General features: G+C 68.1%; 21 protein-coding genes. 10 read left to right on the top strand and 11 right to left on the bottom strand.

Annotated features, from left to right (window positions below):
* Positions 1-102: 102 nt before the first annotated feature.
* The 6 genes from ACSFA0_RS15590 (at position 103) to ACSFA0_RS15565 (ending at position 7,363) form a co-directional block, all read left to right on the top strand.
* On the top strand, positions 103-1,158 hold the full coding sequence (locus tag ACSFA0_RS15590) for a LacI family DNA-binding transcriptional regulator (protein ID WP_435451182.1): 1,056 nt from the start codon (positions 103-105) through the stop codon (positions 1,156-1,158).
* Between the two features lie 258 nt (positions 1,159-1,416).
* Positions 1,417-2,229 (top strand): IclR family transcriptional regulator, encoded by an 813-nt coding sequence (locus ACSFA0_RS15585; protein ID WP_435451181.1) that lies wholly within the window; start codon positions 1,417-1,419, stop codon positions 2,227-2,229.
* Positions 2,230-2,543: 314 nt separating this feature from the next.
* On the top strand, positions 2,544-3,530 hold the full coding sequence (locus ACSFA0_RS15580) for a tripartite tricarboxylate transporter substrate binding protein (RefSeq protein ID WP_435451180.1): 987 nt from the start codon (positions 2,544-2,546) through the stop codon (positions 3,528-3,530).
* A 70-nt stretch (positions 3,531-3,600) separates the two neighbouring features.
* Positions 3,601-5,043 (top strand): acylating sulfoacetaldehyde dehydrogenase, encoded by a 1,443-nt coding sequence (gene sauS / locus ACSFA0_RS15575; RefSeq protein WP_435451179.1) that lies wholly within the window; start codon positions 3,601-3,603, stop codon positions 5,041-5,043.
* Positions 5,040-6,575, top strand: a complete 1,536-nt coding sequence (locus ACSFA0_RS15570) for an AMP-binding protein (protein WP_435451178.1) — start codon at positions 5,040-5,042, stop codon at positions 6,573-6,575. Before sauS ends, ACSFA0_RS15570 begins: the two co-directional genes overlap by 4 nt.
* Positions 6,572-7,363 (top strand): sulfite exporter TauE/SafE family protein, encoded by a 792-nt coding sequence (locus tag ACSFA0_RS15565; RefSeq protein ID WP_435451177.1) that lies wholly within the window; start codon positions 6,572-6,574, stop codon positions 7,361-7,363. Before ACSFA0_RS15570 ends, ACSFA0_RS15565 begins: the two co-directional genes overlap by 4 nt.
* A gap of 10 nt (positions 7,364-7,373) precedes the next feature.
* Here the strand turns inward: ACSFA0_RS15565 and ACSFA0_RS15560 are convergent, their stop codons facing one another.
* From ACSFA0_RS15560 to ACSFA0_RS15535, 6 genes are all read right to left on the bottom strand, one after another.
* On the bottom strand, positions 7,374-8,408 hold the full coding sequence (locus tag ACSFA0_RS15560) for a Bug family tripartite tricarboxylate transporter substrate binding protein (protein WP_435451176.1): 1,035 nt from the start codon (positions 8,406-8,408) through the stop codon (positions 7,374-7,376).
* 84 nt (positions 8,409-8,492) lie between these two features.
* Positions 8,493-10,628, bottom strand: a complete 2,136-nt coding sequence (locus ACSFA0_RS15555; RefSeq protein ID WP_435451175.1) for an acetate--CoA ligase family protein — start codon at positions 10,626-10,628, stop codon at positions 8,493-8,495.
* A gap of 23 nt (positions 10,629-10,651) precedes the next feature.
* Entirely contained in the window at positions 10,652-11,827 is a 1,176-nt protein-coding gene (locus ACSFA0_RS15550; protein WP_435451906.1) for an acyl-CoA dehydrogenase, read from the bottom strand.
* Between the two features lie 59 nt (positions 11,828-11,886).
* Positions 11,887-12,324 (bottom strand): Zn-ribbon domain-containing OB-fold protein, encoded by a 438-nt coding sequence (locus tag ACSFA0_RS15545; RefSeq protein WP_435451174.1) that lies wholly within the window; start codon positions 12,322-12,324, stop codon positions 11,887-11,889.
* Between the two features lies 1 nt (position 12,325).
* Complete coding sequence (locus ACSFA0_RS15540; protein WP_435451173.1) at positions 12,326-13,534, bottom strand: thiolase family protein; 1,209 nt, start codon at positions 13,532-13,534, stop codon at positions 12,326-12,328.
* 44 nt (positions 13,535-13,578) lie between these two features.
* Complete coding sequence (locus tag ACSFA0_RS15535) at positions 13,579-14,361, bottom strand: enoyl-CoA hydratase-related protein (protein WP_435451172.1); 783 nt, start codon at positions 14,359-14,361, stop codon at positions 13,579-13,581.
* 124 nt (positions 14,362-14,485) lie between these two features.
* Between ACSFA0_RS15535 and ACSFA0_RS15530 the strand changes: the two genes are divergently transcribed.
* Positions 14,486-15,391 carry a LysR family transcriptional regulator gene (locus tag ACSFA0_RS15530; RefSeq protein WP_435451171.1) on the top strand — a complete coding sequence of 302 codons (906 nt, stop codon included), beginning with the start codon at positions 14,486-14,488 and terminating at the stop codon, positions 15,389-15,391.
* Between the two features lie 6 nt (positions 15,392-15,397).
* On the opposite strand, the gene ACSFA0_RS15525 is transcribed toward ACSFA0_RS15530, so the two are convergent.
* Entirely contained in the window at positions 15,398-16,207 is an 810-nt protein-coding gene (locus ACSFA0_RS15525) for an IclR family transcriptional regulator (protein WP_435451170.1), read from the bottom strand.
* A gap of 126 nt (positions 16,208-16,333) precedes the next feature.
* Between ACSFA0_RS15525 and ACSFA0_RS15520 the strand changes: the two genes are divergently transcribed.
* Both ACSFA0_RS15520 and ACSFA0_RS15515 read left to right on the top strand, forming a co-directional pair.
* Entirely contained in the window at positions 16,334-17,974 is a 1,641-nt protein-coding gene (locus tag ACSFA0_RS15520; protein ID WP_435451169.1) for a GMC family oxidoreductase, read from the top strand.
* A gap of 53 nt (positions 17,975-18,027) precedes the next feature.
* Positions 18,028-19,374, top strand: a complete 1,347-nt coding sequence (locus ACSFA0_RS15515; RefSeq protein ID WP_435451168.1) for an MFS transporter — start codon at positions 18,028-18,030, stop codon at positions 19,372-19,374.
* Positions 19,375-19,729: 355 nt separating this feature from the next.
* On the opposite strand, the gene ACSFA0_RS15510 is transcribed toward ACSFA0_RS15515, so the two are convergent.
* The 4 genes from ACSFA0_RS15510 to pdxR form a co-directional block, all read right to left on the bottom strand.
* Positions 19,730-20,611: an ABC transporter permease subunit gene (locus tag ACSFA0_RS15510; RefSeq protein ID WP_435451167.1), complete on the bottom strand. Its 882-nt coding sequence runs from the start codon at positions 20,609-20,611 to the stop codon at positions 19,730-19,732.
* Entirely contained in the window at positions 20,604-21,392 is a 789-nt protein-coding gene (locus ACSFA0_RS15505) for a taurine ABC transporter ATP-binding protein (RefSeq protein ID WP_435451166.1), read from the bottom strand. Before ACSFA0_RS15505 ends, ACSFA0_RS15510 begins: the two co-directional genes overlap by 8 nt.
* Positions 21,393-21,403: 11 nt before the next feature.
* Positions 21,404-22,411: a taurine ABC transporter substrate-binding protein gene (tauA, locus tag ACSFA0_RS15500; protein ID WP_435451165.1), complete on the bottom strand. Its 1,008-nt coding sequence runs from the start codon at positions 22,409-22,411 to the stop codon at positions 21,404-21,406.
* A gap of 209 nt (positions 22,412-22,620) precedes the next feature.
* Entirely contained in the window at positions 22,621-24,156 is a 1,536-nt protein-coding gene (gene pdxR, locus ACSFA0_RS15495) for a MocR-like pyridoxine biosynthesis transcription factor PdxR (RefSeq protein WP_435451164.1), read from the bottom strand.
* 163 nt (positions 24,157-24,319) lie between these two features.
* Here pdxR and ACSFA0_RS15490 point away from each other — a divergent pair, with 163 nt between their 5' ends.
* Positions 24,320-24,706 (top strand): nuclear transport factor 2 family protein, encoded by a 387-nt coding sequence (locus tag ACSFA0_RS15490; protein ID WP_435451905.1) that lies wholly within the window; start codon positions 24,320-24,322, stop codon positions 24,704-24,706.
* The last annotated feature ends 6 nt before the right edge of the window (positions 24,707-24,712 follow it).

The following is a 24,712-nucleotide window of genomic DNA, read 5'->3' as shown; positions in this document are numbered from 1 at the left end:
CTTGCATGGCAGCATAAATCCCAACGGCTTGTGGCTGGAACCCGGGTAAACGCCAACCGACTGCATCCGCTTGCAGGCGGCTTGACTAAGATCGCTCTTGCCATGCCCGCCGCCGCCCCATCGCTCCCACCGCCCGAAGCGCCGAACGCTGCCCGCTCGGCCTCGCTCGCGGACGTGGCGAATCTCGCGGGCGTGTCGACCGGCACCGTGTCACGCACCCTGAGCAAGCCCGACATGATCAGCGCCGCGACGCGTCAGCGCGTGATGGACGCGGTCGAGCGGCTGGGCTACGTGGCCAACGGCGCTGCCCGCGCGCTGGCCATGCGCCGCACGCGGACCGTGGGCGCCATCGTGCCGCGCTTCGGCAGCTCCTCCTTCCCGGCTCTGGTGCAGGCGCTGGAGGCCACGCTCGCGGCCGAGGGTTACACGCTGCTTCTGTCGGCGCCCGACCCTCGGCCTTCCTACGAGACGAGCATCCTGCGCACGCTGCTGGAGCGCGGTGTCGATGCGGTGGCGTTGCTCGGCATCGAACAGCCACCGCAGGTGCTGGCCATGCTCGCGGCCCACCGCACGCCCTTCGTCACGATGTGGGCGCCGCCGGACGCAGCGGGCCATTGCATCGGCTTCGACGAACAGGCCGCCGCGGCGCTGGTCATCGAGCACCTCGCCGGGCTCGGCCACCGCACGCTCGGCTACATCGGCGGGCGAACGGCCGACAGCGAACGCGCCCGCCGGCGGTTGAACGACCTGGGCCTGGCCTGTGCCAAGCGGGGCCTCGCATTGCATCCCGACGCAATGGTCGAGACCGAGCATGGCTTTCGCGAGGGCTTCGAGGCCATGAACGCCATCGCACGACGCCGGCCACCGGTCACGGCGATCGTGTGCGGCAGCGACTACCTGGCCGCAGGTGCGCTCGCGGCGCTCGACCAGGCCGGCATCGCCGTGCCGCAGCGGCTGTCGGTGGCGAGCTTCAACGACAACGATTTCGCGCCCTACCTGCATCCGCCGCTGACCACCGTGCGCCTGCCCATCCGCCAGATCGGCGAACAGGCCGGGCGCCAGCTGCTCGCCAGGATGCACGGCACCACGTCGCCGGTACCGGCCCTGCTGCCGGTGCAGTTAATGCAGCGCGCCAGCACCGCAGCGGCGCCCCGCTGAGCCGCAACACGGCGACAGCGCCGCCCGACTGAGCTCCGACGCGGCGACAGCGCCGCCAAGCTAAGCCGCGATGCGGCGATAGCGCCGCCTCGTGTGTGGCGGCCGCAGCGCGCGCGGTGGCAGACCCCCATGGGCGGCTTCACACGGCGACCCGATTGACAGCCGTGGCGTCCGCTTCTAGAGTTGTTCCATATAGCCGAATCGTGTTCTGTTATTTGGAACACCTCAAGATCCCCTTTGTTTTTCTACCGGACGCTCATGGACTCCACCCTGGCCAAAGGCCTCGCCGCCATCGAATGGATGACCCGCCAGCAACGCGACTGCCGCGTGACCGATCTGGCACAGGCGCTGGGCCTGGCACGCAGCAACGCGCACCGCACCCTGCAGACCCTGGTCGAGTGCGGCTGGGCCGTGCAGGACGCGACCACCAGCGCCTACCGGCCGAGCCTTCGGCTGTTCGAGCTGGGCGCGCTGGTGGCGGAGGTGGCCGACCTCGCTGCGCTGATGCGCCCGCACCTCGCCGCACTGGCGCAGGCCACCGGCGAAACCATCCACCTGGCCACGCTCGACGGCGCCGAGATCGTCTACCTCGACAAGTTCGACAGCCCGCTGCCGGTGGCCGCCTATTCACGGATCGGCGGTCGCGCGCCGGCGGCCTGCGTGGCTTCGGGCAAGGCGTTGCTGGCGGCTGCCGAGCTCGATCTGCCGACCCTGCAGGCCCGGCTCGGCCCGCTGGTCGCGCACACGCCGAACAGCATCCTCGACATCGAGGCGCTGCAGGCCGACCTGGCGCGCGCGCGCACCCGCGGCTTCGCCGAGAACCGCGAGGAATGGCGCGTAGGCGTGTGCGGTCTGGGGGTGCCGGTGTTCAACGCGCGGGGCGAAGCGGTCGCCGCGCTGGGCATGAGCGTGCCTTCGATCCGCTTCGCGCGCACCCAGGCCCGTGAGCTGGCCGAGAAGGTCATGGCCTGCGCACGTGACGCCAGCAGCACGCTCGGTTACCGAAGCCGTCCGGCACCGGCGACGCGTCTTCCGACGAGCCGACCGCCCAAGAGCGACCGTCTTGAATGACGAACCTGCAGCGCATCAGCGACGTCGTTGTGGCGCTTGAACGTCTGAGGCCCCTGCGTGGCCGCGACCGCCAAGGCGACATCGGATCCACCGATGCCTGCGTCGACGCGTTCACGCGTGAAGGGTCTGCGCGCACCGGCCCTGCGAACGCGACAGACGTTCGGTCAACCCCTCGCAGCGCAGCAGAACAGAGAGCCCAGCACCGTGCGCCATTTGCCTTTTTTCGAGCGCCCACCCGAAGGCGACACCGGCTGCGCCGCACCCCTTGAGCACCGAGGTTCGAATGATTCGAGACAAACAAGGAGACATAACCCATGAACCGCTTCACATCCCTGCTCCGGGCCGGCCTGGTCACCGTCGCAGCCCTCGCGACGAGTTTTGGGGCGATGGCACAGAACGCCACCGACTACCCCACCAAGCCCATCAAGTTCATCGTGCCGTACCCACCGGGTGGCGGCACCGATGTCATCGCGCGCATCGTGCAGGAACGCTTTCAGACGCTGCTCGGCCAGCCCGTGCTGATCGACAACCGCGGCGGCGCGGCCGGCTCCATCGGGACCGAAATTGCGGCCAAGGCGGCGCCCGACGGCTACACCGTGCTGTTCACCCTGTCCTCGCACACCATCAACCCAAGCATCTATCCCAAGCTGCCGTTCGACACGGCCAAGGACTTCGAGCCGGTCGGCATGGTGGCGTCGCTGCCGCAGATCCTGGTGGCGAACCTGCAGTTCGCGCCCAACAACGTGGCCGAACTGGCGGCGCTGGCCAAGGCGAAGCCGGGTTCGATCTCCTTCGCTTCGGTCGGTAACGGGTCGCCCGGCCACCTGGCCGGCGAACTGCTCAAGCTGCGCACCGGGACTCAGATGACGCACATTCCCTACCGCGGTGGCGGTCCGGCCGTGACCGACGTGATGGGCGGCCAGGTGCCGCTGCTGTGGGTCTCGATCCCCGCAGCGGCCCAGTTCGTGAAGGCCGGCAAGCTCAAGGCGCTCGCCGTGTCGACGACCAAGCGCAGCGCGGCCTTTCCAGACGTGCCCACCATGCAGGAGGCCGGCATCGCCGACTTCGAGGTCGACTCCTGGTACGCCGTCTTCGTGCCGGCCAAGACCCCCAGGGCCATCGTCGACAAGCTGAACAAGGTCATCAACACCGTGGTGCAGGAGCCGGAGATTCGCGACAAGCTGCTGGCTCAGGGCAGCGAAGGCGCAGGCGGCCCGCCCGAAGCGCTCGGCAAGGTCGTGACCACCGAGCTCGTGCGCTGGAACAAGCTGGCGAAGGAAGCCAGCATCAAGGTCGACTGACCCGGCGCCACGGTTCTGCAGCGTCGCCGCAGCTCCCGCATTCAACATTTCGCAGCAACCAATGATCGCCATGGAACATTCCACATCCTCCCCACAGAGCCCCATCGCCGAACTGGTCGCGCGGGCGCGCGCGGCACAGCGTGTGTACGAGACCTGGTCCCAAGAGCAGGTCGACATGGCCGTGACCGCCGCCGGCTGGGCCATCATCGAGCCGTCGCGCAACCGTGAACTGGCGCAGATGGCCGTGGCCGATACTGGCGTCGGCAACGTCGAAGACAAGATCCGCAAGAACCACCGCAAGACTTTCGGCCTGCTGCGCGACTTGAAAGGCGCCCGCTCGGTGGGCGTCATTTCCGAAGACCCGTCGCTGGGCATCGTCGAGATCGCGCGGCCGGTCGGCGTGGTGTGTGCCGTCACGCCGTCGACCAACCCGGGTGCGACGCCGGCCAACAAGATCATCAACGCGCTCAAAGGTCGAAACGCGGTGATCGTGGCGCCCTCGCCCAAAGGCTGGACCACGGCGGCGCGGCTGATCGAGTACATCCACGCGCAGTTCGACCGCATCGGCGCGCCGCGCGATCTGGTGCAGCTGCTGCCGTCGCCGGTCAACAAGCAATCGACTGCGGAACTGATGTCGCTGTGCGACCTGGTGGTGGCGACCGGTTCGCAGGCCAACGTGCGTGCGGCCTATGCCAGCGGCACGCCGGCCTTCGGGGTGGGCGCGGGCAACGTGGCGAGCATCGTCGACGAAACGGCGCAGGCCGGGCTCGCGGCCGAGCGCATCCTGCGTTCGAAGACCTTCGACAACGCGACCAGCTGCTCGGCCGAGAACAGCCTGGTGGTGGTCGACGCCGCGCGGGCCGGCCTGCTGGCGGCGCTGCAAGAACGCGGTGCCGTGATGCTCGACGCTTCGCAGAAGGCCGTGCTGCAGGCCCTGATGTGGCCCGAGGGCCGCCTGTCGGCCGCGGTGATCGGCCAGTCGGCCCGGGTCATCGCCGAGCGAGCCGCCGCCCAGGATGCCGCGGGGCGCAGCGCCTGGCTCGCCATCGCCGAGCGCGACCCCTGCATCCTCATGGTGCCGGAAGACGGCGTGGGGCACGACCATCCTTTCTCGGGCGAGAAGCTCAGCCCGGTGCTCACGGTGTACGCCGCGGCCGACTTTGATGCGGCGGTGGCGACGGTCGAGCGCATCTACGGCTACGAAGGCGCGGGCCATTCGGTCGGGCTGCACAGCACGGTGCCGGAGCGCGCGCTGCACCTGGGCCTGACGCTGCCGGTTTCGCGCGTGATCGTCGACCAGCCACATGCGCTGGCCACCGGCGGCAACTTCGACAACGGCCTGCCCTTCTCGCTGTCGATGGGTTGTGGCACCTGGGGGAAGAACAACTTCTCGGACAACATGAACTACCGGCACTACCTGAACATCACGCGCATCTCACGCCCCATTCCCGAGCGCATGCCCACCGAGGACGAGATCTTCGGCGCCTACTTCGCCCGGCATGGTGCCGCGTGAACGCAGCCCTGCCGCCCGGGGCGGCCACGACCGTTCATGAACTGATCGAGCAGCAGGCGCGGCGCCAGCCGAACGCCGTCTACGCGCTGCCGACCGAACAGGCCGACCGCGCCATCAGCTATGCAGAGCTGGCCCAGGGTTGCCGGCGCATCGCGTCACTGCTGCACGCGCACGGCGCGCAGCCCCACGACACCGTGTCGCTGGTCATGCCCAACGGCCTGCAGACCCTGCGCCTGCTGCTGGGTGCGATGCATGCGGGACTGTGCGTGAACCCGATCAACCTGGTCGCGCAACCCGAGCAGATGCGCTACGTGCTCGCCCATTCCGACTGCCGCGTCGTGTGCGTCGCGCCCGAATGGGAAGAGCGCGTGCGCGCCATGCTCGGCACCATCGATCGCACAGTCACGCTGTGGGTGGTCGACCCCGACGCGCCGACCCTGCCCGGCGAGGACGACGCGGCCGCCATCGCGCTGGCACCGCCTGCGCCGGATGCGCTCGCGCTTCTGATGTACACCTCGGGCACCACCGGCCAGCCCAAGGGCGTGATGCTGACGCAGGCCAACCTCGCCGCCAACGCGCATGCCATCGACGCCGAGCATGGCCTCGCACCGTCCGATCGTGTGCTGGCGGTGCTGCCGCTCTATCACATCAACGCCTTCGCCGTGACCATGCTAGCGCCGCTGGCGCATGGGGGCAGCCTGGCGATGCCGCCACGCTTTTCGGCCGGTCGGTTCTGGGCGCAGGCCGCAGGTGCGCACTGCACCTGGATCAACGTCGTGCCCACGATGATTTCCTACCTGATCGAAGGGGGCCCGGTACCGCGGGCGCTGACCACCGGCATCCGCTTCTGCCGCTCGGCGTCGGCAGCGCTGGCGCCGGAGCATCACCGTGCCTTCGAGGCGATGTTCGGCATCGGCATCGTCGAGACCATGGGCCTGACCGAGACAGCCGCCCCCGCCTTTTCCAACCCGATGGCGCCGCGCGCGCGCAAGCTCGGTTCGGTCGGCCGTGCCTCCGGGTGCGAGGCGCGGGTGGTCGACGCCGCCCTTGACGCGGTGCCCGACGGCACCACCGGGGAGCTGGTGATCCGCGGCCCGCAGGTGATGCAGGGCTACTACAAGAATGACGACGCGACACGCGCCAGCTTCACGCCCGACGGCTGGCTGCGCACCGGCGACCTGGGGCATCGCGACATCGACGGCTTCTTCTTCGTCACCGGTCGCATCAAGGAACTGATCATCAAGGGCGGCGAGAACATCGCGCCGCGCGAGATCGACGAGGCGCTGCTGCAGCACCCGGCCGTGCGGGAGGCGGCTGCGGTCGGCGTGCCCGACCGGCACTACGGCCAGGAGATCGGCGTGTGCATCGTGCTGCGCGATGGCGTGACATGCGACGAAGCCGAGCTGCGCGCGTTTTGCGAACGCATGCTCGGCCGCTACAAGACGCCCCGCCATTTCCGCTTCGTCGACGACGTGCCGCGTGGGCCGTCGGGCAAGGTGCAGCGGCTCAAGCTCGCCCCCCTGTTCGAATGACAGGGCTGCTCGACGCACCGCTCGACCCGCTGCTCCTGGCCTACAGCCTGGGCGTCGTCTGCGCCGCGGGCGTGGTTCGCGGCTTCGCGGGCTTCGGCTTCTCCGCCGTCTCGGTGGCCGGCTTGTCGCTGATCGTGTCGCCGGCCAAGGTGGTCCCCGCGATCTTCGCGCTCGAAATCCTGGCCAGCCTGAGCCAGCTGCGCGGGATCGCGCGCGACGTCGACGTGCAATGGATCGGTTGGCTGGCGCTTGGCAATCTCCTGTTCATTCCCATGGGCGTGGCCCTGCTGGCCTGGCTGCCCGAGACACCGCTGCGCCTGCTGATCGGCGCGCTGCTGATGATGGCCGCCATCTTGTTGCGGGGCGGCCACCACGCATCCCTGGCACCCACGCGCGGCGTGCGGCTCTTCGCTGGTGCGATGTCGGGCTTCATCAACGGCGTGGCCGCCATCGGCGGCATCGCGCTGGCGGTGCTGCTGAGCACCACCCGCATGCCACCCGCCACCCTGCGCGCGACGATGATCGTGCTGCTGCTCTGGAGCGACGTGGTGGCGCTGGCCAGCGCGGCGCTCCTGCCCGGTGCGGCACACGAAGGCGGCACGCTGCTCGGGCCCGCCACGTGGCGCTGGGCACTGTGGCTGGCCCCGGCCATGCTGGCGGGCATCTGGCTCGGCCAGCGTTCCTTCGCCAACGTGTCGCCGGCGCAGTTCCGCCGCCATGTGCTCAATCTCCTGATCGCGCTGGCGGCGGTGAGCGTGCTGCGTTCGCTGCACGGACTGCTGCATTGAGCAGCGCGCGCTACATCTTCGAATCGATGATGTTGAGCGACTCGCCCAGCGAGCGGTAGAGCTGATAGTGCTTCTGCACGAACAGCTTGGTTTCCTCGGGCGACTTCACGTAAGGCAGCGATCCTGACTGCGCTGTGGCCGCCTGCCATGCGGCATCGGCGGCAATGGTCTTCATGGCCGACACGAGCTTGGCGCGCACCTCCGCTGGAAGGTTGGGTGGTGCATAGACTGCACTCCAGCCGACGATGCCCTCCATGTCGGAGTAACCCAGCTCTCGGGCCGTCGGCACGTCGGGCATTGAGGGCATGCGCTCGGCGGTGGTCACCATCAGCGCACGCAGTTGGCCCCCCTTGATCAGCGACAGGAACGAGCCGAGGCTGCCGCAGGCGAACTCGGTCTGGCCGGCGACCAGCGACATCGAGGCCTCCCCGGTGCCCTTGTAGGGAATCTGCGTCGGCGTCTGGTCGGTGAGCTTGAGCATCCTGAACAGCTGGCGCGGTCCCATGTCGTTGGTCGTGAGCACGCCGGCCGTCCCGAAGTTCATCGTCTTGCCCTTGACGCGCATCGCGTCGACCAGTTCGCCGAAGCTGCGGTAGGGCGACTTGCCGCTGACGACACAGCCGTAAGGGTTGATCTCGAGCGTGCCGATGAAGTCGAAGTCGTCCCACTTGTACTTGGTGGTGGCGGGCATGATGGCCGGCAGAATCGCCTGCGAGCCGGTGCGCGCGAGCAGCAGCGTGTAGCCATCGGGTGGCGCTGCGAGTGCGTGGGCCGAGCCGATCACGCCGCTGGCGCCCGTCTTGTTCATCACCACCACTGCCTGGCCCAGCGCGCGCTGTGCAGCGAAGGCGAAATTGCGCGCCGCCAAATCGGCGTCGCCACCGGCGCTGTAGGGTGAGATAACGGTGATGGGCCGGTTCGGGTACGGGTCCTGCGCCGAAGCCGTCGGCGCGGCCAGCACGGCGATCGCCGTGAGGCCCGCCCCCACGGCGGCGCCGAGGCGCCGATGCGAGAAACGTCCGGCAATGCAAGCAATCGAAGTCATGGGTTGTCTCCTGGTTGGAACTGTCTTTGTCTCTGTCTTTGTCTTTGTCTTGGTCTCGGTCTCGGCGTTGCCTGCGCATGTCGGTCAGTGCGTCGGCGGGCCCTTTCGGCGCAGGTCCTTCACCACCATCACGCAATCGACGGCCACCGGACCGCGCGGGCCCACCAGCACCGGGTTGAGGTCGAGCTCGGCCAGCACGGGCGCCATGGTGGCGGCCCAGCGCGACAGCTCCGACACCATGCGGGCGATGGCATGGCGGTCGACCGCCGGCTTTCCTCGCACGCCATCGAGCAGTGCGCCCATGCGCAGTTCGTCGAGCATGCGCAGCGCCTCGTCGGTGTCGAAGGGCGCCCGGCGGAACACGACGTCCTTGAGCACTTCGACCAGCACGCCACCGGAGCCGACCATGACCACCATCCCGAAGACCGGATCGCGCTGCACGCCCATCACCAGTTCGACATGCCCTTCGGCCATGCGCTGCACCACCACGCCTTGCAGCCGCGCCAACGGCTCGGCGAGCGCGGCGCGTTGCATCAGGAGGCGGAAGCCCTCGCGCACCGCGGCCTCGTCGTCGCGCTGCAGCAGCACGCCGCCGACCTCGGTCTTGTGCGTGATGTCGGGCGATTCGATCTTCAGCGCGACTGCACCACCCGCCGCCCGCCAGCGTCGCACCGCGTCGTCCTCGTCGAGCGCCAGCGCAACCGGCGCCATCGGCACGCCGGCCGCGGCCAACTGCGCCGCCGCCTGCACGGTCGGCTGCACACCGTCGATCCAGTCGCCGGCCGGCAGCGATGCCACCTCCGGGGCCGCTGCCGACGCCGCGAGGCGCCGGCCTGCCGCGTGGTAGCGCACCAGCGCAGCCGCCGCCTCGACCGCACGTTCACCCGCGGTGTAGACGACCAGCCCCAGCGCGCGCAATCGCGAAAGCGCCTCGGGCGGTGCGGCCACCCAGCACACGAAGAAGGGCTTGGTGGTGCGCGCCTGGATCTCGCCGAAGATGCGCACCAGCGTGTCGACATGGGCGGTCATGAGTTGCAGCCAGACGATGCCGACATGCACCTGGGGGTCGTCCATCAGCGCGACGACCGATTCGCTCAGCAACTCCGGGCGTGCGACGAACTGGCCCGTCACGTCGACCGGGTTGCCCGCCGCGCCGAAGGCCGGCATGACCTGGGCCAGGCGGGCACGCGCCGCGGCGCCGAGCTCGGGGACGGTGAGGCCCATCTCTTCCGCGCGGTCGGCCATCATCACGCCGGCGCCGCCCGACTGGGTGGCGATGCCCAGGCCGTTGCCCTCGGCGATACGGGGTTGGCTCAGTGCCTCGAGCATGTCGAGCATCTGCTCCTCGTTGCGCGCACGCAGCACGCCGTACTGCCGGATGACGGCGTCGAACACCGCGTCTTCCACAGCCAGCGCGCCGGTGTGCGAGGCCGCCGCACGTGCGCCGGCCGCCATGCGCCCGACCTTGGTGAGCACCAGCGGCTTGCCCAGGGCCTGGCAGCGCTGGGCCAGGCGCACCAGCGCCGCACCATCGTTCAGGCCCTCGAGGTAGCCGGCCGCCACGCGGATGCGCGGGTCTTCCACCACGGTCCCCATCAGCTCGCTGAAGGCCAGGTCGGCTTCGTTGCCGGTATTGATGAAGTAGCCAAGCCCGAGGCCGCGCTGGCGCACCAGCGCCGCGATGGCCGTGCCGAAGGCGCCTGACTGCGTGACGAACGCGATCGGCCCCGGGCCGGTCTCCCCATCGGCGTACTGGCTGAAGGTCGCGTAGACCTTGTCGAAGGCATTGATGAAGCCCAGGCAGTTGGGGCCGCACAGCACCACGCCGCATTCGCGTGCCCGCCGGGTCAGCGCCTCTTCCAATGCATGGCCTTCGCCGCCCATCTCGCCGAAGCCCGAGCTGAAGACCACGGCAGCGCGGATGCCGCGGCGCGCCAGCGCCTCGATGCTTGCGATGACCTCGCTCGCCGGCACCGCCACGACGGCCAGGTCGGCTGCCTCGGGCAGGCTGGCGATGTCCGGGTAGCAGGCCAAGCCGGCGATCTCGCGGTACTTCGGGTTGACCGGCAGGATGCGGCCGGCGTAGCCCTTGTCCATCAGGTGCTTGAGGGGTCGGCCGTTGATCTTTGTCAGGTCGGCAGAGGCGCCGATCACCGCGACCGAGCGCGGATGCAGCATGCGGTTCACCACGTCGGCGCGGTCGAAGGTCGAAAGGGTCATGGCGTGTGGAGGAGCGTGTGGACTCAGTTGAAGGCGGAGATGCCGGTCTGGGCGCGGCCCAGCACCAGCGCGTGGATGTCGTGCGTTCCCTCGAGGGTGTTGACCGTCTCGAGATTCATCACGTGGCGGATCACGTGGTAGCCGTCGGAAATGCCGTTGCCACCGTGGACGTCGCGCGCCACGCGGGCGATGTCCAACGCCTTGCCGGCGCAGTTGCGCTTGAGCAGCGACACCATCTCCGGGCTCGCGCGGCCCGCGTCGCGCAGACGGCTCAGGTGCAGGCAGGCGTGCAGCCCCAGCGTGATCTCGGTCTGCATGTCGGCCAGCTTCTTCTGCACCAGCTGATTGGCCGCCAGCGGCCGGCCGAATTGCTTGCGGTCGAGCGCGTACTGCCGCGCCGCATGCCAGCAGAACTCGGCTGCGCCCATGGCGCCCCAGCAGATGCCGAAGCGGGCGTTGTTGAGGCAGGCGAAGGGCGCGCCGATGCCCTGTGCGCCCGGCAGGCGTTGCGACTCGGGCACGAACACGTCGTCCATCAGGATCTGTCCGGTCGGAGATGCACGGACCGAGAACTTGCCTTCGATCTTGCTGGTCGCCAAGCCCTTCATGCCGCGCTCGAGCACAAAGCCGCGCACCACACCCTCGTCATCCTTGGCCCAGACGATCATGAGGTCGGCGATGGGCGCGTGCGTGATCCAGGTCTTGGTCCCCGACAGGCGCCAGCCGCCTTCGACCTGCCGCGCGCGGCTGCCCATGCCACCGGGGTCGGAGCCGTGGTCGGGCTCGGTCAGACCAAAGCAGCCCAGTCGTTCGGCCCGCGCCATGGCGGGAAGGTAGCGCTCGCGCTGTTCCTGGCTCCCGAAGAGGTAGATGGGCATCATGCTCAGCGTGGTCTGCACGCCCAGCGCTGAACGGAAGCTGGTGTCGACGCGCTCGAATTCGCGTGCGATCAGCCCGTAGCCCACGTAGCTGATGCCGGCGCAGCCGAAGCCGTCGATCGTCGCGCCGAGGAAGCCCAGCCCGGCCATCTCCTGCATCACCTCGATGTCGAAGGTCTCGTGGCGGTTGGCCTCCAGGATGCGCGGCATCAACCGCTCCTGCGCGTAGTCGCGCGCGACGTCGCGGATCATCACCTCCTCGGGCGTGAGCAACTCGTCGAACCGCAGCGGATCCTTCCAGTCGAACGGCACCTGCTGCATACCGGCCTTGCGCAGCAGATGCGCGTCGGGCGCCGTGTCCTGCGGGGGAGCAACGGCGTTCATCGTCCGATCCCGGCGGGCCGGAACTTCGGAATGCCGGCCTCTTCGCTGATCGATTCGAAATGCACCTCCACGCGCATGCCGACATGGATGTCGGCTGGTGCGCAGTCCGTCACCTGCGCGTACATGCGCGCGCCGTCGTCCAGGTCGATCAGGCACAGGATCACCGGCAGCTCGTCGGCCCATCCCTGGAAGTTCATCGCCACCGAGCGCGACACGGTGTGCGCATACACGGTGCCGCCGGGCTGCGCGTCGGTCCAGGTCAGCGCGCGGCTGCCACACTCGATGCACCACGGCTTCGGATGGAAGTTGAAGGTGCTGCACTGCTGGCACTTCTGCAGCATCAGCCGCCCGGCCTTCGCTGCGGCCCAGAACGGGCGCGTCAGGTCGGTGATGGCGGGCAGCGGCTTGTTGGCGTTCGATGCGGTGTCGCTCATGTCAGGCTTCCGTTCCAAGGACCAGGGAAATGCAGCTGCGGCCAGGTCGGCCGTACGGGATGCCACCGAAGCCGCAGGCCACGCCCACACTGGCGTCGCGCACCTGGCGCTCGCCGGCCTCGCCGCGCAGCTGGGCGACGGCCTCGACCAGCGGCATGAAGCCGCCGATGGCACCGCCGGGTTGCCCGCCCGAGAGCTGGCCGCCGTCGGTGGACATGGGAAAGTCGCCGTCGAAGTGCAGGTCGTGCTCTTCCACAAACCGCCCGCCCTCACCCTTCTTGCAGAAGCCGTGGTCCTCGATCGTCATCATCGCGATGAAGGGATAGTCGTCGTAGGGCTGCAGGAACTGGATGTCGCGGTGCGACACGCCGGCCATCGCCATCGCCTTGGGGGCGGCCTCGGCGAAACCGGTGGTCGTGATGTCGGGCTGCGCACGGCGGCCGCTGTAGAAGTTGTTCGCCTCGCCGAAGCCGCGCAGGTACACCGGCTTGTCGGTCAGGCTGCGAGCGGTCTCGGCCGAGGTCACGATGTAGGCCAGCCCGCCGTTGACGATGGGGACGCAGTCAAGGAGCCGGATCGGGTCGGAGAGCATGCGGGACGCCATGTACTCTTCCAGCGTGAAGGGCTTGCGGTAGATCGCACCCGGATGCAGCGACGCGTGGTAACGCGCGTTGACGGCGATCTTGCCGAGCTGCTCGAAGCTCAACGCGTGCTCGTGCATGTAGCGCGTGAGCACCAGCGCGAACTGCGCGCTCGCGCCCATCACGCCGAAGGGCCCCTGAAAGTCCCAGTAGACGCCGCGCGTGCGTTCGGGCGAAAGCGGCAGACCGGGCGCCACCGAGGGGATGTGCAGCGGTGTGTCGGCGCCGACCACCAGCACGCGATCGACGATGCCGGCGCGGATCATCGCGGCCGCGCGAATCAGCATCGCCGACGCCGACGCGCCGCCCTGGTCGGCGCGCAGCAGCACCTGCGGGCTGATGCCCAGGTTCTCCGCTGTGGCGGCCGACCAGTTGACCGTGTGTGCCACTTCGGCATGGGCGACGCCCAGCCCCTGGCCGTTGAAATCGTTCTTCGACATGCCCGCTTGCTGGAGCGCAAGCTCGGCCGCCCAGGCGATGTATTCGTCCACGGTGAGTACCGGTTCGCCCGGCTTGGCGCGGCTGTACGGCGTTCGGCCGCAGCCGACGATGGCAACTTCGGATCGCATCGAGGTGTTTCCTTCCTGGAGGGGTGAGTGGTGATCAGCGCGCGTCAGCGGCCAGAGAACACGGGCGTTCGACGTTCGGCGAACGCCTGCATGCCTTCCTTCTGGTCGGCGGTATCGAAGAGCAGTTCGAAGGCGCGGCGCTCCAGCAGCAGCCCGGTGGACAGCGGCGCATCGGCACCGGCCAGCGCGGCTTCCTTGAGCAGGCGCAGCGCGATGGGCGGCCGCGACGCGACCAGCGCGGCGAGGTCGAGCGCACGGGCCTCCAGCACGTGGTCGTCGACCACCTCGCTCACCATGCCCATGGCAAACGCCTCGTCGGCCCCGACGGCTTCGCCGGTGAGCATCAGTTTCATCGCCCGGTACTTGCCGAGCGCCTTCATCAACCGTTGTGTGGCGCCGCCGCCGGGCATGATGCCGACGCTCACTTCCGGCTGGCCGAAGCGCGCGCTGCGTGCCGCCACGATGATGTCGGCATGCAGGGCGAGCTCGCAGCCGCCGCCCAGTGCCGGGCCCGCCACCGCCGCGATCAACGGCTTGGAGAAATCGGCGATGGCCTTCCAGCAGCGAAGAACGCCGAGGCCGGACACCGCCGCCGGGCCGAGCCCTGCGATCTCCTTGAGATCGGCGCCTGCGGCGAAGCAGGTGGGTCCGCCGCACAGCACCACGCAGCGCACCGTGTCGTCCTCGTCCAGCGCGACAAAGGCGCGGGCCAACGCGTGCCGCAGCGCGGTGTTCAACGCGTTTCGCGCTTCGGGGCGGTTCAAGGTCAGACGCACCACGCCCGGGCGTGGGCGGTCCGTCCGCAAGATGGTTGCGGCCTCTGTCATCGCGTGTCTCCTGTGTTCTGCGGGCATTGTGGAAGGCCGCTCCACATTCGGCCACTTTCCATCTCAAATGCCGGATATTCAGATTCCAAATACCATCCGCGACTTCGAGACACCGCATCCCGCCATGAACCTGCGTTCCCTGGATCTGAACCTCTTGCTGATCTTCGATGCCGTCTACAACGAGCGGAGCATCTCCAAGGCGGCCGTCAAACTGCATCTGTCGCAGCCGACGGTGAGCAACGCGCTGGCCCGGCTGCGCGAGCGGCTGCAAGACCCGCTCTTCGAGCGCAGCTCGCAAGGCATGCTGCCGACTGCGCGGGCCAAGACCTTGTCCGAGCCGATACGCCAGGCCCTCGACGTGCTCGAGCGGGGTTTCCGGGGCGACGACGAGTTCGACTTCGCGCAGTCCGATCGCGAGTTCGTGATCGCGGTCGAGGACTACGGCGAGACGATCATCCTGCCGCGCTTCATCGACTGGCTGGCCAAGGTCGCGCCGCGCATCCGCATCCGCATCCTTCCGGAGCCGGCGGCGCTGCTCAAGGGCGAGATGCGTGATGGCGCCGTCGACCTGGCCCTGGACTATTTCGCACTGCAGGAGCACGGCTACCGCAGCGAATGCGTGCTGACCGAGACGCTGCTGAGCCTGTCACGCCGGGACCATCCGACCGTGTCGGAGCGGCTCAGCATGGAGACCTACCTGGCGCAGCGCCACGTGGTGCTCGCGCCGCGCGCCAACACCACGCCGATGATCGACCTCGCCCTCTCCAAGCGGGGGCTGCAGCGCCACATCGCCGTGACGGTGCCGCACTTCCTGTCGATGCCGATGATGGTGCAGACCTCCGACATGATCTGCACCTTGCCGCGGCGCATGGCGCACCTCTACGCCGATCATTTCCATCTGAGGTCGCACACCGTGCCGCTACGCATCCCGCGCTTTCCGGTCTATCTCATCTGGCACGAGTCGGCCACGGGCGATGCCAGCCACCAGTGGTTTCGCAACCACCTCATGGACTTCTGCCAGCGGCTCTGACGACGCTCAGAGCAGCGGGCCCATGCGCTCGGCCGCAACCTTCAAGAGATCGAGACGCGCCAGGGCATCGTCCAGGGACATGCGCGCGGTCGGCGCGTGCACGGCGATCGCGGCACGCACCACGCCAGCGGCATCGCGCACCGGGGCGGCGACGGCCACCAGGCCGGCGATGAACTCTTCGTTGTCGCAGGCATGGCCTCGCTCGGCGATGGCGTCGCACTCCGTGCGCAGCTTGGCTGCCGTGACGATGGAGTTGCGCGTCATGGGGGTCAGCGTGAGCCCCGCGATCACGGCATCGCGCGTCGCGCGCGGCATCTGCGCCAGCAGCAGTTTGCCGCTGGCGGTGCAATGCAGCGGCACATGCGAGCCGACGTCCAGCGTGAGGCGCAGCGGCCATTGCGCTTCGACCCGATCCAGGTAGAGCACCTGCGTGCCGTCGAGCGTGGTGAAGTTGCAGGTTTCGCCGACCTGGCGCACCAGCTCCGACAGCACGTCGTGCCGCAGGCCGCGCACCACGCCGTGGTTGAGTGTGTCGAAGGCCAGCTTGCGCAACGCCGGACCGACGACGAACGAGCGCTCGTCGACATCGCGCGACAGAAAGCCTGCACCCATGAGCTGCGTGCAAATCCGATGTGCCGTGCCCTTGGGCAGCGCCAGCCGTGCGGCCAAATCGGCCAACGTGAGCGCGCGGCCTTCGCTCGCGAGCAGCGCCAGCAGACGCAGGCTGCGCTCGGCCGACGAGCTGGAGGCCGACTCTGCCGTCGAAGGTTCGGAACCGGTGTCGGGGGCCGCAACAGCAGCGGTTCGTGGGGCCACGGGGGCGCTTCGCCGCGAGGGCGTCATACGGGTAATCCTCTAAAGTGGAACGTTGTGTTCCGGAAATCGATGGCCTAGGATCCGGGCCGAGACACCGCGATTGTTCCATCGCCCAAGATTTCCAGAATGAACCAAGACGAATTCGATTACATCGTGGTGGGCGCAGGGTCTGCCGGTTGCGTGCTGGCGGGCCGGCTCAGCGAAGACCCCGCCACCCGGGTGCTGCTGCTGGAGGCCGGGCCGCGCGACACCTCGCCCTGGATTCATCTGCCCATCGGCTACGGCAAGACGATGTGGAGCCCGGTGGTCAACTGGCGCTTCGAAACCGATCCCGACCCGAACATGAACGGGCGGCGCATCTACTGGCCGCGCGGCAAGACGCTGGGCGGCTGCAGTTCGATCAACGGGCTCATCTACATCCGCGGCCAGCGCGAGGACTACGACCACTGGGCGGCGCTCGGCAACCAGGGCTGGGGCTACGACGACGTGCTGCCCTACTTCGTCAAGTCCGAAGGCAACCAGCGCGGGAACATCCCGCTGCATGGTGGCGACGGTCCGCTGAAGGTGTCGGACATCGGCGCCAGGCACGAACTCATCGAGGCCTTCATCGATGGCGCGCAGCAGATCGGGGTGCCACGCACCGACGACTTCAACGGCGCCCGCCAGGAAGGCGCCGGCTACTTCCAGCTCAACACCCACAAGGGTCTGCGCTGCAGCACGGCGAAGGCCTACCTCACGCCGGCCGCGAAGAAGCGGGCTAACCTGCGCATCGAAACCGAGGCGTTCGCTGCCGGCCTCGTCATGGAAGGCCGGCGCGCCGTGGGTGTTCGCTACCGCCAAGGTGGCGAGATGAAGACGGCCCGTTGTCGCGCCGAAGTGCTGCTCTCTGCGGGCGCCATTCAGTCGCCGCAGTTGCTGCAGTTGTCGGGCATCGGCCCGCGTGCGCTGCTCGAAGCGCGCGGTGTGCCGGTGCTGCACGATCTACCCGGCGTCGGCGAGAACCTGCAAGACCATCTGCAGATCCGCGTGAGCTACGAGTGCACCAAGCCGATCACGACCAACGACCAGTTGAACTCGTGGGTGGGCCAGGCCAAGTTGGGCCTCGAATGGATGCTGCACCGCACCGGGGCCCTGGCCATCGGCATCAACCAGGGCGGGTGCTTCATGCAGGCGCTCAAGGACGACGACGGCAAGCCGGTGGCCAAGACGCCCGACATCCAGTTCCACGTGGCCACGCTGTCCGCCGACATGGCTGGTGGACAGGTGCATCCGTACTCGGGGTTCACGATGTCGGTGTGCCAGTTGCGGCCGGAGTCCCGCGGCCACATTCGCATCCGATCGCTCGATCCGTTCGAGCCGCCGGAGATGCAGCCGAACTACCTCTCGACGGAGCTCGACCGCCGCACCACCGTGGCGGGCGTGAAGGCGGCACGCGCCATCGCCGACGCACCGGCCATGCGGCCTTACGTCAAGCGTGAGGTGAAGCCCGGGCCGGCGACCGCAAGCGACGCCGACCTGCTGGAGTTCTGCCGCAACAACGGCGCGACCATCTTCCATCCGAGCGGCACCTGCGCCATGGGCAGCGGTCCGGAGGCGGTGCTGGACGACCGCCTGCGCGTGCGCGGTATCGCCGGCCTGCGCGTCATCGACTGCTCGGCCATGCCCACGCTGGTCTCGGGCAACACCAACGCACCGGCCGTGATGATGGCCGAGAAGGCCGTCGACATGATCCGAGAAGACGCAAGGCAACCCACACGATTTCAGTAGGCGCGCAGGGCCCCCGAGGGCATCCATAACGACACTTCATTGGAGACAAACACATGAGTGCAGCAACCCCAGACGAGAAGGCGATACGCAAGGTCGTCATATCGGCGCTCGTCGGCGCCACCATCGAGTGGTACGACTTCTTTCTCTACGGCGTGGTCGCCGGCATCGTTTTCAGCAAACTCTATTTCCCCGGCAGCGACCCGGTGGTATCGACCCTGCTGGCGTACACCACCTTCGCGGTGGGCTTCGTCACACGGCCGCTGGGCGGCGTGATCTTCGGCCACTTCGGCGACAAGATCGGGCGCAAGAGCATGCTGGTCATCACGCTGATGATCATGGGCGTTGCGACCTTCCTGATCGGCCTGGTGCCGACCTACGCGCAGATCGGCATCGCGGCGCCTTTGCTGCTGCTGCTGCTGCGCGTGGCCCAGGGCATCGGCCTGGGTGGCGAATGGGGCGGGGCCGTGCTCATGGCCTACGAGTACGCGCCGAAGGAGAAGCGCGGCTTCTACGCGTCGCTGCCGCAGATCGGCCTGGCCATCGGCCTGTGCCTGGCCTCCGGTGTGGTGGCTCTGTTGTCCTGGCTCCTCACCGACGAGCAATTCATGTCCTGGGGCTGGCGCATCGCGTTCCTGATCTCCGGGGTGATGGTGCTGGTGGGCATGTACATCCGCCTGCACGTGCAGGAGACACCTGAGTTCGCAGCGGTGAAGGCGCGCAACGCCGAAGCGCGCATCCCCTTCATGGACATGATCCGCCGCTATCCCGGCAACGTGCTCAAGGGCATGGGGGCGCGCTACATCGACGGGGTGTTCTTCAACATCTTCGGCGTGTTCTCGATCAACTACCTCACCAACACCATCAAGATCAGCCGCACCGAAGCGCTGTTGGGCGTGATGGCGGCGGCGGTCGTGATGTGCTTCACCATCCCCTTCTTCGGCCGCCTGTCGGACCGCATGGGACGGACCAAGGTCTTCATGTGGGGCTCGATCATCACCGCGCTGGCGGCCTTCCCGGGCTTCTGGCTGATGATGCACAGCAATGGCAACATGTTCATGATCTGGCTGGCGATCATCGTCCCGTTCGGCATCCTGTATGCCTCGGTGTACGGCCCCGAAGCCGCGCTGTTCTGCGACCTGTTCGACGCCAAGGTCCGCTACACAGGCATCTCCTTCGTCTACCAGTTCTCGGGCATCTTCGCCTCGGGCATCACGCCCATCATCGCCACCGCCCTGCTCAAGTCGGGCGGCGGCGAACCCTGGCAGATCTGCATGTACGTGCTGTTCGCCGGGCTGGTGTCCGCATGGTGCGCGTGGCTGATCGGCCGCTCGCCGCAACCCGGCGACATCGTCGAGTCACCGGCCATGCCGCTGCAACGCGCCCGCCAGAACGCGCGCTGAGTCGGTCGTCGGTCTGCGCAAGGGCGGCGACGCCCTTGCGCCCCCCCTTCTTCCGAATCCACAGCGGCTGCACATCGACATCAAGGCGTTCGGAGCCTTCGACAAGGTCGGTCACGGGTTCACCCGCGAAGGTGCACAACATGAACATGGCCCACACCTTGGCATGAGCTTCGTCTTGGCGGCCTGGGAGGGGCCGCAGTCACCCGGCCTTCAAGCAGACGGATTCCGGGGGAAGAGCAGTCAGGGTGCCGCGGCGTTCCTGCGGGCCGCCGCGGGGCTTCGCGGGCACGGGCATGTGCCCCACCACCGGCCCCGCCGGCGTCCTGTGCGCAGCGCGGCGCACAGGATCCTCAGGTCACATGCGCCCCTTCCAGGGCACCAGCCGGCGTTCGAGCCAGCGCATCAGCAGGTCGAACAGATAGGCCACCACGCCGATCACGATGATCCCCATGATCACGATGTCGGTGCGCAGGAAGTTGGAGGCGTTCAGCACCATCTGACCCAGCCCCATGTTGGCGGCGACCATCTCGGCGGCCACCAGCGTGGTCCAGCCGAAGCCGATGGCGATGCGCATGCCGACCAGGATGTCGGGCAGCGCCGACGGCAGGATGACGTGGCGGATCACCTGCATGTAGCTGGCGCCCATCGAGTAGGCGGCATTGATCTGCTCTTGCGATGCACTGCGCATGCCCGAGCGGGCAGCCAGTGCGAGCGGCGCGAAGCAACTCAGGAAGATCAGCAGCACCTTGGGCAGCTCGTCGATGCCGAACCAGATGATGATGAGCGGCAGGTACGCCAGCGGCGGCAGAGGCCGGTAGAACTCCAGCGGCGGATCGAAGATGCCGCGGGCCCACCGACTCATCCCCATGGCGATGCCGACCGGAATGGCCGTCACGCAGGCGAGCAGGAAGGCCGAAAACACCCGGAGCATGCTGGCCAGAAAGTGCTGCCACAACGGCTTGTCGTTGGCCTGGCCGGTGAGGTATTCGTAGAACTGCTGGAACACGGCCTGCGGCGACGGCAGGAATATCGGCTTGATCCAACCCATGTTGGTGACGAGTGCCCAGACCACCAGCAACCCGACGACGGTGACGACGCTGATGAGCACGCTCGAGCCCTCGCCCGGCACCTTGAAGGCGCTGGTCTTGAGCGTGGCCCCGGCGGCTGGGGCCGGCGCGTCGGCAGGTGTGGCAGCCGGTTGCACGGCGACCGGAACGGCAACGATGGCCTCAGGCATGGGCGGCCTCCCTCTGATGGATGATGGACAGCACTTCTTCGCGCATGCGGATGAATGCGGGCTCCGACTTCACGCGGCGCGAGTCGCCGTGATCGAGGAACTGACGAGAGAAAGGCACGGCGTCGTAGACATGCGAAATGCGCCCGGGGCTGGGGCTCATCACGATCAGCCGGGTGGCCAGGAACAGCGCCTCTTCCACCGAGTGGGTGATGAAGAACACCATCTTGTTGGACCGGGACCAGGCTTTCAGCAGGATCTCCTGCACCGACTCGCGTGTGAAGGCATCGAGTGCGCCCATCGGCTCGTCCATCAGCAGCACGGCCGGGTCGCTGGCCAGCGCACGGGCGATGCCCACGCGCTGCTGCATGCCGCCCGACAGTTCGTACACGGCGCGCTCGGCGTACTTCGTGAGGCCGACCAGCGCCAGCTTCTCTTCGGCGATGCGGTCGCGCTCGGCCCTGCCCATACCGGCCAGGCGCAAGCCGAGCGCCACGTTGTCGCGCACGTTGAGCCACGGCATGAGCGCGTGCTTCTGAAACACCACGCCGCGGTCGGCCCCCGGACCGACCACCGGCCGGCCGTCGAGCAGGATCTCGCCCGACGACGGCGGCAGGAAGCCCGCGATGCTGTTGAGCAGCGTCGTCTTGCCGCAGCCGGAAGCCCCCAGCGCGACGACGAAATCGCCGTCGTGCATCTTCAGGTTGACAGGTGCCAGGGCCTGCAGCGTGCCGCCCTTGACCGCGTAGTTGACCGTGAGGTCGCGAATGTCGAGCGTGGGCATGCTGCAGACGCTTACTTCGCCATCGCCTGGGTCACGTACCGGGTCGTGACGAAGGCGCTGTAGTCCGGCTTGACCTCCTGCACGCGGCCCTGCTCCTTCAGGAACGCCGCCGTGCCGGCCATCGCCTTGGCGGCGCCGCCGCCGAGCCAGGTGGGCGAGAGCTGCTCGGCCATCGTCGGGAAGGTGTAGAGCGCCATGGCGGCCGAGACGTCCTTGGGATCGGCCTTGGTCCATTTCGCCATGGCCTTGATCTGCGGCGAGTCGGGCGTCCAACCCTTGCCCGTGGCCTTGTACTCGTCGTTGGCGCGGTTGAGCGCCTTCACGAAGGCGACCATGAACGGCTCGTTCGCTGCCGCCCATTTGCCGTTGACCACGATGCCCTCGAAGGTCGGGGCACCGCGCTTGCCGATGCTGCCCGAGGTGGCGATGGTCTTGCCGTTGCCCTTGATCTTCGACAGGACCGGATCCCAGATGAAGGTCGCGTCGATGTCGCCTCGCTCCCAGGCGGCGGCGATCTCGGGCGGCCGCATGTTCATGACGTTCACGCTCTTGGCGTCGACGCCGTCCATCTTCATGCCGGCCATCAGCTGGTAGTGCGCCGTGGAAACGAAAGGCGTGGCGACTTTCTTGCCGGCGAGGTCCTTCATGCTGTTGATGTTGGAACCGTTGCGCGCCACCAGCGCTTCGGCGTTGGCGATGTCCGCCGAGATCCAGAACAACTGGATGTCCTGGCCCTGGCTGGCCGCAGCGGTGAGCGGGCTGGAACCGGTCTCGCCCATTTGCACGTCGCCCGAGGCCATCGCGCGGATCACGTCGCCACCGCCCGAGAACATGCGCCAGTTGATCTTGTAGCCGGTGGCCTTCTCAACCTCGCCGGACTCCATCACCAGACGCAGCGGCACCAGCATGTCCTGGTGGGCGAAGGTCACCTCCTTGGTCTGGGCCACGGCACCGCCGCACAACACGGCGGTGGCAAGGACGACTGCGCTTTGCAGGGTCAGACGCTTGAAATGGTTCATCGGGACTTCTCCTCGGAGGTTGGAATTCGCCTGGCACGGTGTCGTGCAAAGCCACGTGGGATTGCCGCGTTAGAGCGCGTCGGTACTTTGCACCGAACGCTACGTACCCGGAAGTGCCAGCGCGGCAACGCCCATGGAGCCAGTGGCTCAGGGCTTACCCTCGTTGTGGTGCGCCTCGTCGGCACGTGCACGCCGAGGGTGCGCGGCCCTCAGTCCGCGAGCGTCGTACGAGCGCGATGCTCGCCGCGCGCGGCGGCGAGTTCTTCCACCGCCAGGCCCAGCGCGCGCACCCCGGCCGGAATCTGCGCCGCCGCGATCGACGAGAGGCGAAGCCTGAAGAACGGACACGGATACGGCGGCTTGGCGAAGAAGACGTCGCCGGCCTCGATCAACACGCCATGCGCGCGCGCCATCAGCGCGAGCTCGCCGGCGTCCACCCAGTCGGGCGCCTGCACCCAGAGCGACGCACCGCCCTGCGGCATGCGAAATTTGAAATCGGGCAGGTGCTCGTGCAGCGCCCGCGCAGCCAGTGCCAACCGTTCCTGCATGGCCTGGTTCACGCGCCGCGCATGGGACTCGTGGTGGCCCAGCGACAGGAAGAGCGCATAGGCGTGCTGCAGGAACGCACTCGGATGGCGCACCATCGCGTGGCGAATCGCGCGCAGCTCGGTGATGAGCGCGCGCGGTGCCACGATGTACCCCAGGCGCAGCGCAGGCGACAGGCTTTTGGACACCGAGCCCACGTAGATCACGCGCCCGGTCTTGTCCAGGCTCTTGAGCGCTGGCATGGGCACGCCTTCATACAGATTCTCGGCTTCGTAGTCGTCCTCGATGATGACGAAGTCCTGCAGCTCGGCCTTGCGCAGCAGCCACTGGCGCCGCTCCAGGCTCAGCGTGCCGGTGGTCGGGCTCTGGTGCGACGGCGTGATGAACAGGTAGTCGACAGCCGGCAATGCATCGACCACCAGGCCCTCTTCGTCGACCGCGACCTCGACCCACTTCGGGTTGCGCAGCGCGAAGCTGTTGCGCGCATGCGGATGACCCGGTTCTTCGAGGCCCACGTACTTGTGCTCGTCGAACAGGGCCTCGGCCAGCAGGTAGTAGGCATGCTGCGCGCCCACGGTTACGAGGATCTCTTCCTTCAGCGCGAAGACACCGCGCTTGGGCAGCAGCCGGGTGCGGATCTGCTCGATCAGGTCGGGCACGTCGTCGGTCTCGAAATCGGGCGTCCAGTGCGGCAGCTGCGAGCGCGCGAGGCTGCGCGCGCAACATTCGCGGAAGTCCTCGGTAGGAAACAGCTGCGGGTCGTAGGTGCCGTAGACGAAGGGGTAGGGGTAGCCGCGCCACTGGTCGGGCTTCGTCAGCGTCGGCCGATCACGCAATGAGCGCAGCACACGCCCCGTCCAGTCCGGCGGCTGGCTGGGCTGCCCGCTGCGGCTGACCAGCGGCTCGGCCGCGACCGCCGACATTGGGTGCGCATCGAGCGCCACGAACACGCCGCTGCGCGGTCGCGCCTCCAGGAACCCCTCGTCCATGAGTTGCAGGTAGGCGGAGGTCACCGTGTTGCGACTCAGGCCCAGCAGCAGTGCGAGTTCACGCGACGACGGCAGCGGCGCGCCGGGGCCGAGCCGCCCGTCGAAGATGGCCTGCACCACGGCGGCGCGCAAGCGCCCCTGCAAGGGCAGTGCCGGTTGGTCGGGCAGCGTGAAGAGCTGGGCCCATTGGATGGATCGCGTGGAAGCCATGGGCATGCAGTCTAGGGGCTGGCAGGCCTTGCCGCGCATGCTGCTGCGGCGTACTGGCTCGGTCGAATCCCTGCATCTGGCCCTAGCGCTCGCGCCCTCGCCTGCCTACGCTCGGACCATCAATCCCAGGAGCTTCCGCGTGACCCTCTCGTCTTCCCCCGCCATGCCCGTGACCTGCGACACCCTGGCCGCCTTCAGCGACGCCTGGAACCGCCATGACATCGACGCCCTCATGGGCTTCATGACCGACGACTGCATCTTCCAGACCGCCGCCGGCCCCGACGCCTGCGGCACGCGGCACACCGGCACCGAGGCGGTGCGCACCGCCTTCGCGGCTGCGTGGCAGGCAGTGCCCGACGCCCAATGGGAAAACGGCCGGCACTTCGTCCAGGGCGACTTCGGCACCTCGCAGTGGACCTTCACCGGCACCGCGGCCGATGGCAGCCGCATCGAGGTCGATGGGATTGATGTGTTCACCTTCAAGGACGGCAAGATCCATCTGAAGAACGTGTTCCGCAAGTCCCGCCCCAACCTGCCGGCCGCCAAGTAACCGGAG

Origin of the sequence: Variovorax restrictus (assembly GCF_051216715.1) — a bacterium.
GTDB lineage: Bacteria > Pseudomonadota > Gammaproteobacteria > Burkholderiales > Burkholderiaceae_C > Variovorax.
This window is presented reverse-complemented; position numbering and strand designations above follow the sequence as displayed.

What these genes read in the sequence shown, in the direction of transcription:
- tauA (WP_435451165.1), bottom strand. Translation starts at nt 22,411, where the DNA reads ATGAACCATTTCAAGCGTCTGACCCTGCAAAGCGCAGTCGTCCTTGCC.
- ACSFA0_RS15560 (WP_435451176.1), bottom strand. Translation starts at nt 8,408, where the DNA reads ATGACTTCGATTGCTTGCATTGCCGGACGTTTCTCGCATCGGCGCCTC.
- ACSFA0_RS15490 (WP_435451905.1), top strand. Translation starts at nt 24,320, where the DNA reads ATGCCCGTGACCTGCGACACCCTGGCCGCCTTCAGCGACGCCTGGAAC.
- ACSFA0_RS15515 (WP_435451168.1), top strand. Translation starts at nt 18,028, where the DNA reads ATGAGTGCAGCAACCCCAGACGAGAAGGCGATACGCAAGGTCGTCATA.
- ACSFA0_RS15530 (WP_435451171.1), top strand. Translation starts at nt 14,486, where the DNA reads ATGAACCTGCGTTCCCTGGATCTGAACCTCTTGCTGATCTTCGATGCC.
- ACSFA0_RS15550 (WP_435451906.1), bottom strand. Translation starts at nt 11,827, where the DNA reads ATGCAGCAGGTGCCGTTCGACTGGAAGGATCCGCTGCGGTTCGACGAG.
- ACSFA0_RS15565 (WP_435451177.1), top strand. Translation starts at nt 6,572, where the DNA reads ATGACAGGGCTGCTCGACGCACCGCTCGACCCGCTGCTCCTGGCCTAC.
- pdxR (WP_435451164.1), bottom strand. Translation starts at nt 24,156, where the DNA reads ATGGCTTCCACGCGATCCATCCAATGGGCCCAGCTCTTCACGCTGCCC.
- ACSFA0_RS15520 (WP_435451169.1), top strand. Translation starts at nt 16,334, where the DNA reads ATGAACCAAGACGAATTCGATTACATCGTGGTGGGCGCAGGGTCTGCC.
- ACSFA0_RS15580 (WP_435451180.1), top strand. Translation starts at nt 2,544, where the DNA reads ATGAACCGCTTCACATCCCTGCTCCGGGCCGGCCTGGTCACCGTCGCA.
- ACSFA0_RS15505 (WP_435451166.1), bottom strand. Translation starts at nt 21,392, where the DNA reads ATGCCCACGCTCGACATTCGCGACCTCACGGTCAACTACGCGGTCAAG.
- ACSFA0_RS15585 (WP_435451181.1), top strand. Translation starts at nt 1,417, where the DNA reads ATGGACTCCACCCTGGCCAAAGGCCTCGCCGCCATCGAATGGATGACC.
- ACSFA0_RS15545 (WP_435451174.1), bottom strand. Translation starts at nt 12,324, where the DNA reads ATGAGCGACACCGCATCGAACGCCAACAAGCCGCTGCCCGCCATCACC.
- ACSFA0_RS15535 (WP_435451172.1), bottom strand. Translation starts at nt 14,361, where the DNA reads ATGACAGAGGCCGCAACCATCTTGCGGACGGACCGCCCACGCCCGGGC.
- ACSFA0_RS15510 (WP_435451167.1), bottom strand. Translation starts at nt 20,611, where the DNA reads ATGCCTGAGGCCATCGTTGCCGTTCCGGTCGCCGTGCAACCGGCTGCC.
- sauS (WP_435451179.1), top strand. Translation starts at nt 3,601, where the DNA reads ATGGAACATTCCACATCCTCCCCACAGAGCCCCATCGCCGAACTGGTC.
- ACSFA0_RS15540 (WP_435451173.1), bottom strand. Translation starts at nt 13,534, where the DNA reads ATGCGATCCGAAGTTGCCATCGTCGGCTGCGGCCGAACGCCGTACAGC.
- ACSFA0_RS15555 (WP_435451175.1), bottom strand. Translation starts at nt 10,628, where the DNA reads ATGACCCTTTCGACCTTCGACCGCGCCGACGTGGTGAACCGCATGCTG.
- ACSFA0_RS15590 (WP_435451182.1), top strand. Translation starts at nt 103, where the DNA reads ATGCCCGCCGCCGCCCCATCGCTCCCACCGCCCGAAGCGCCGAACGCT.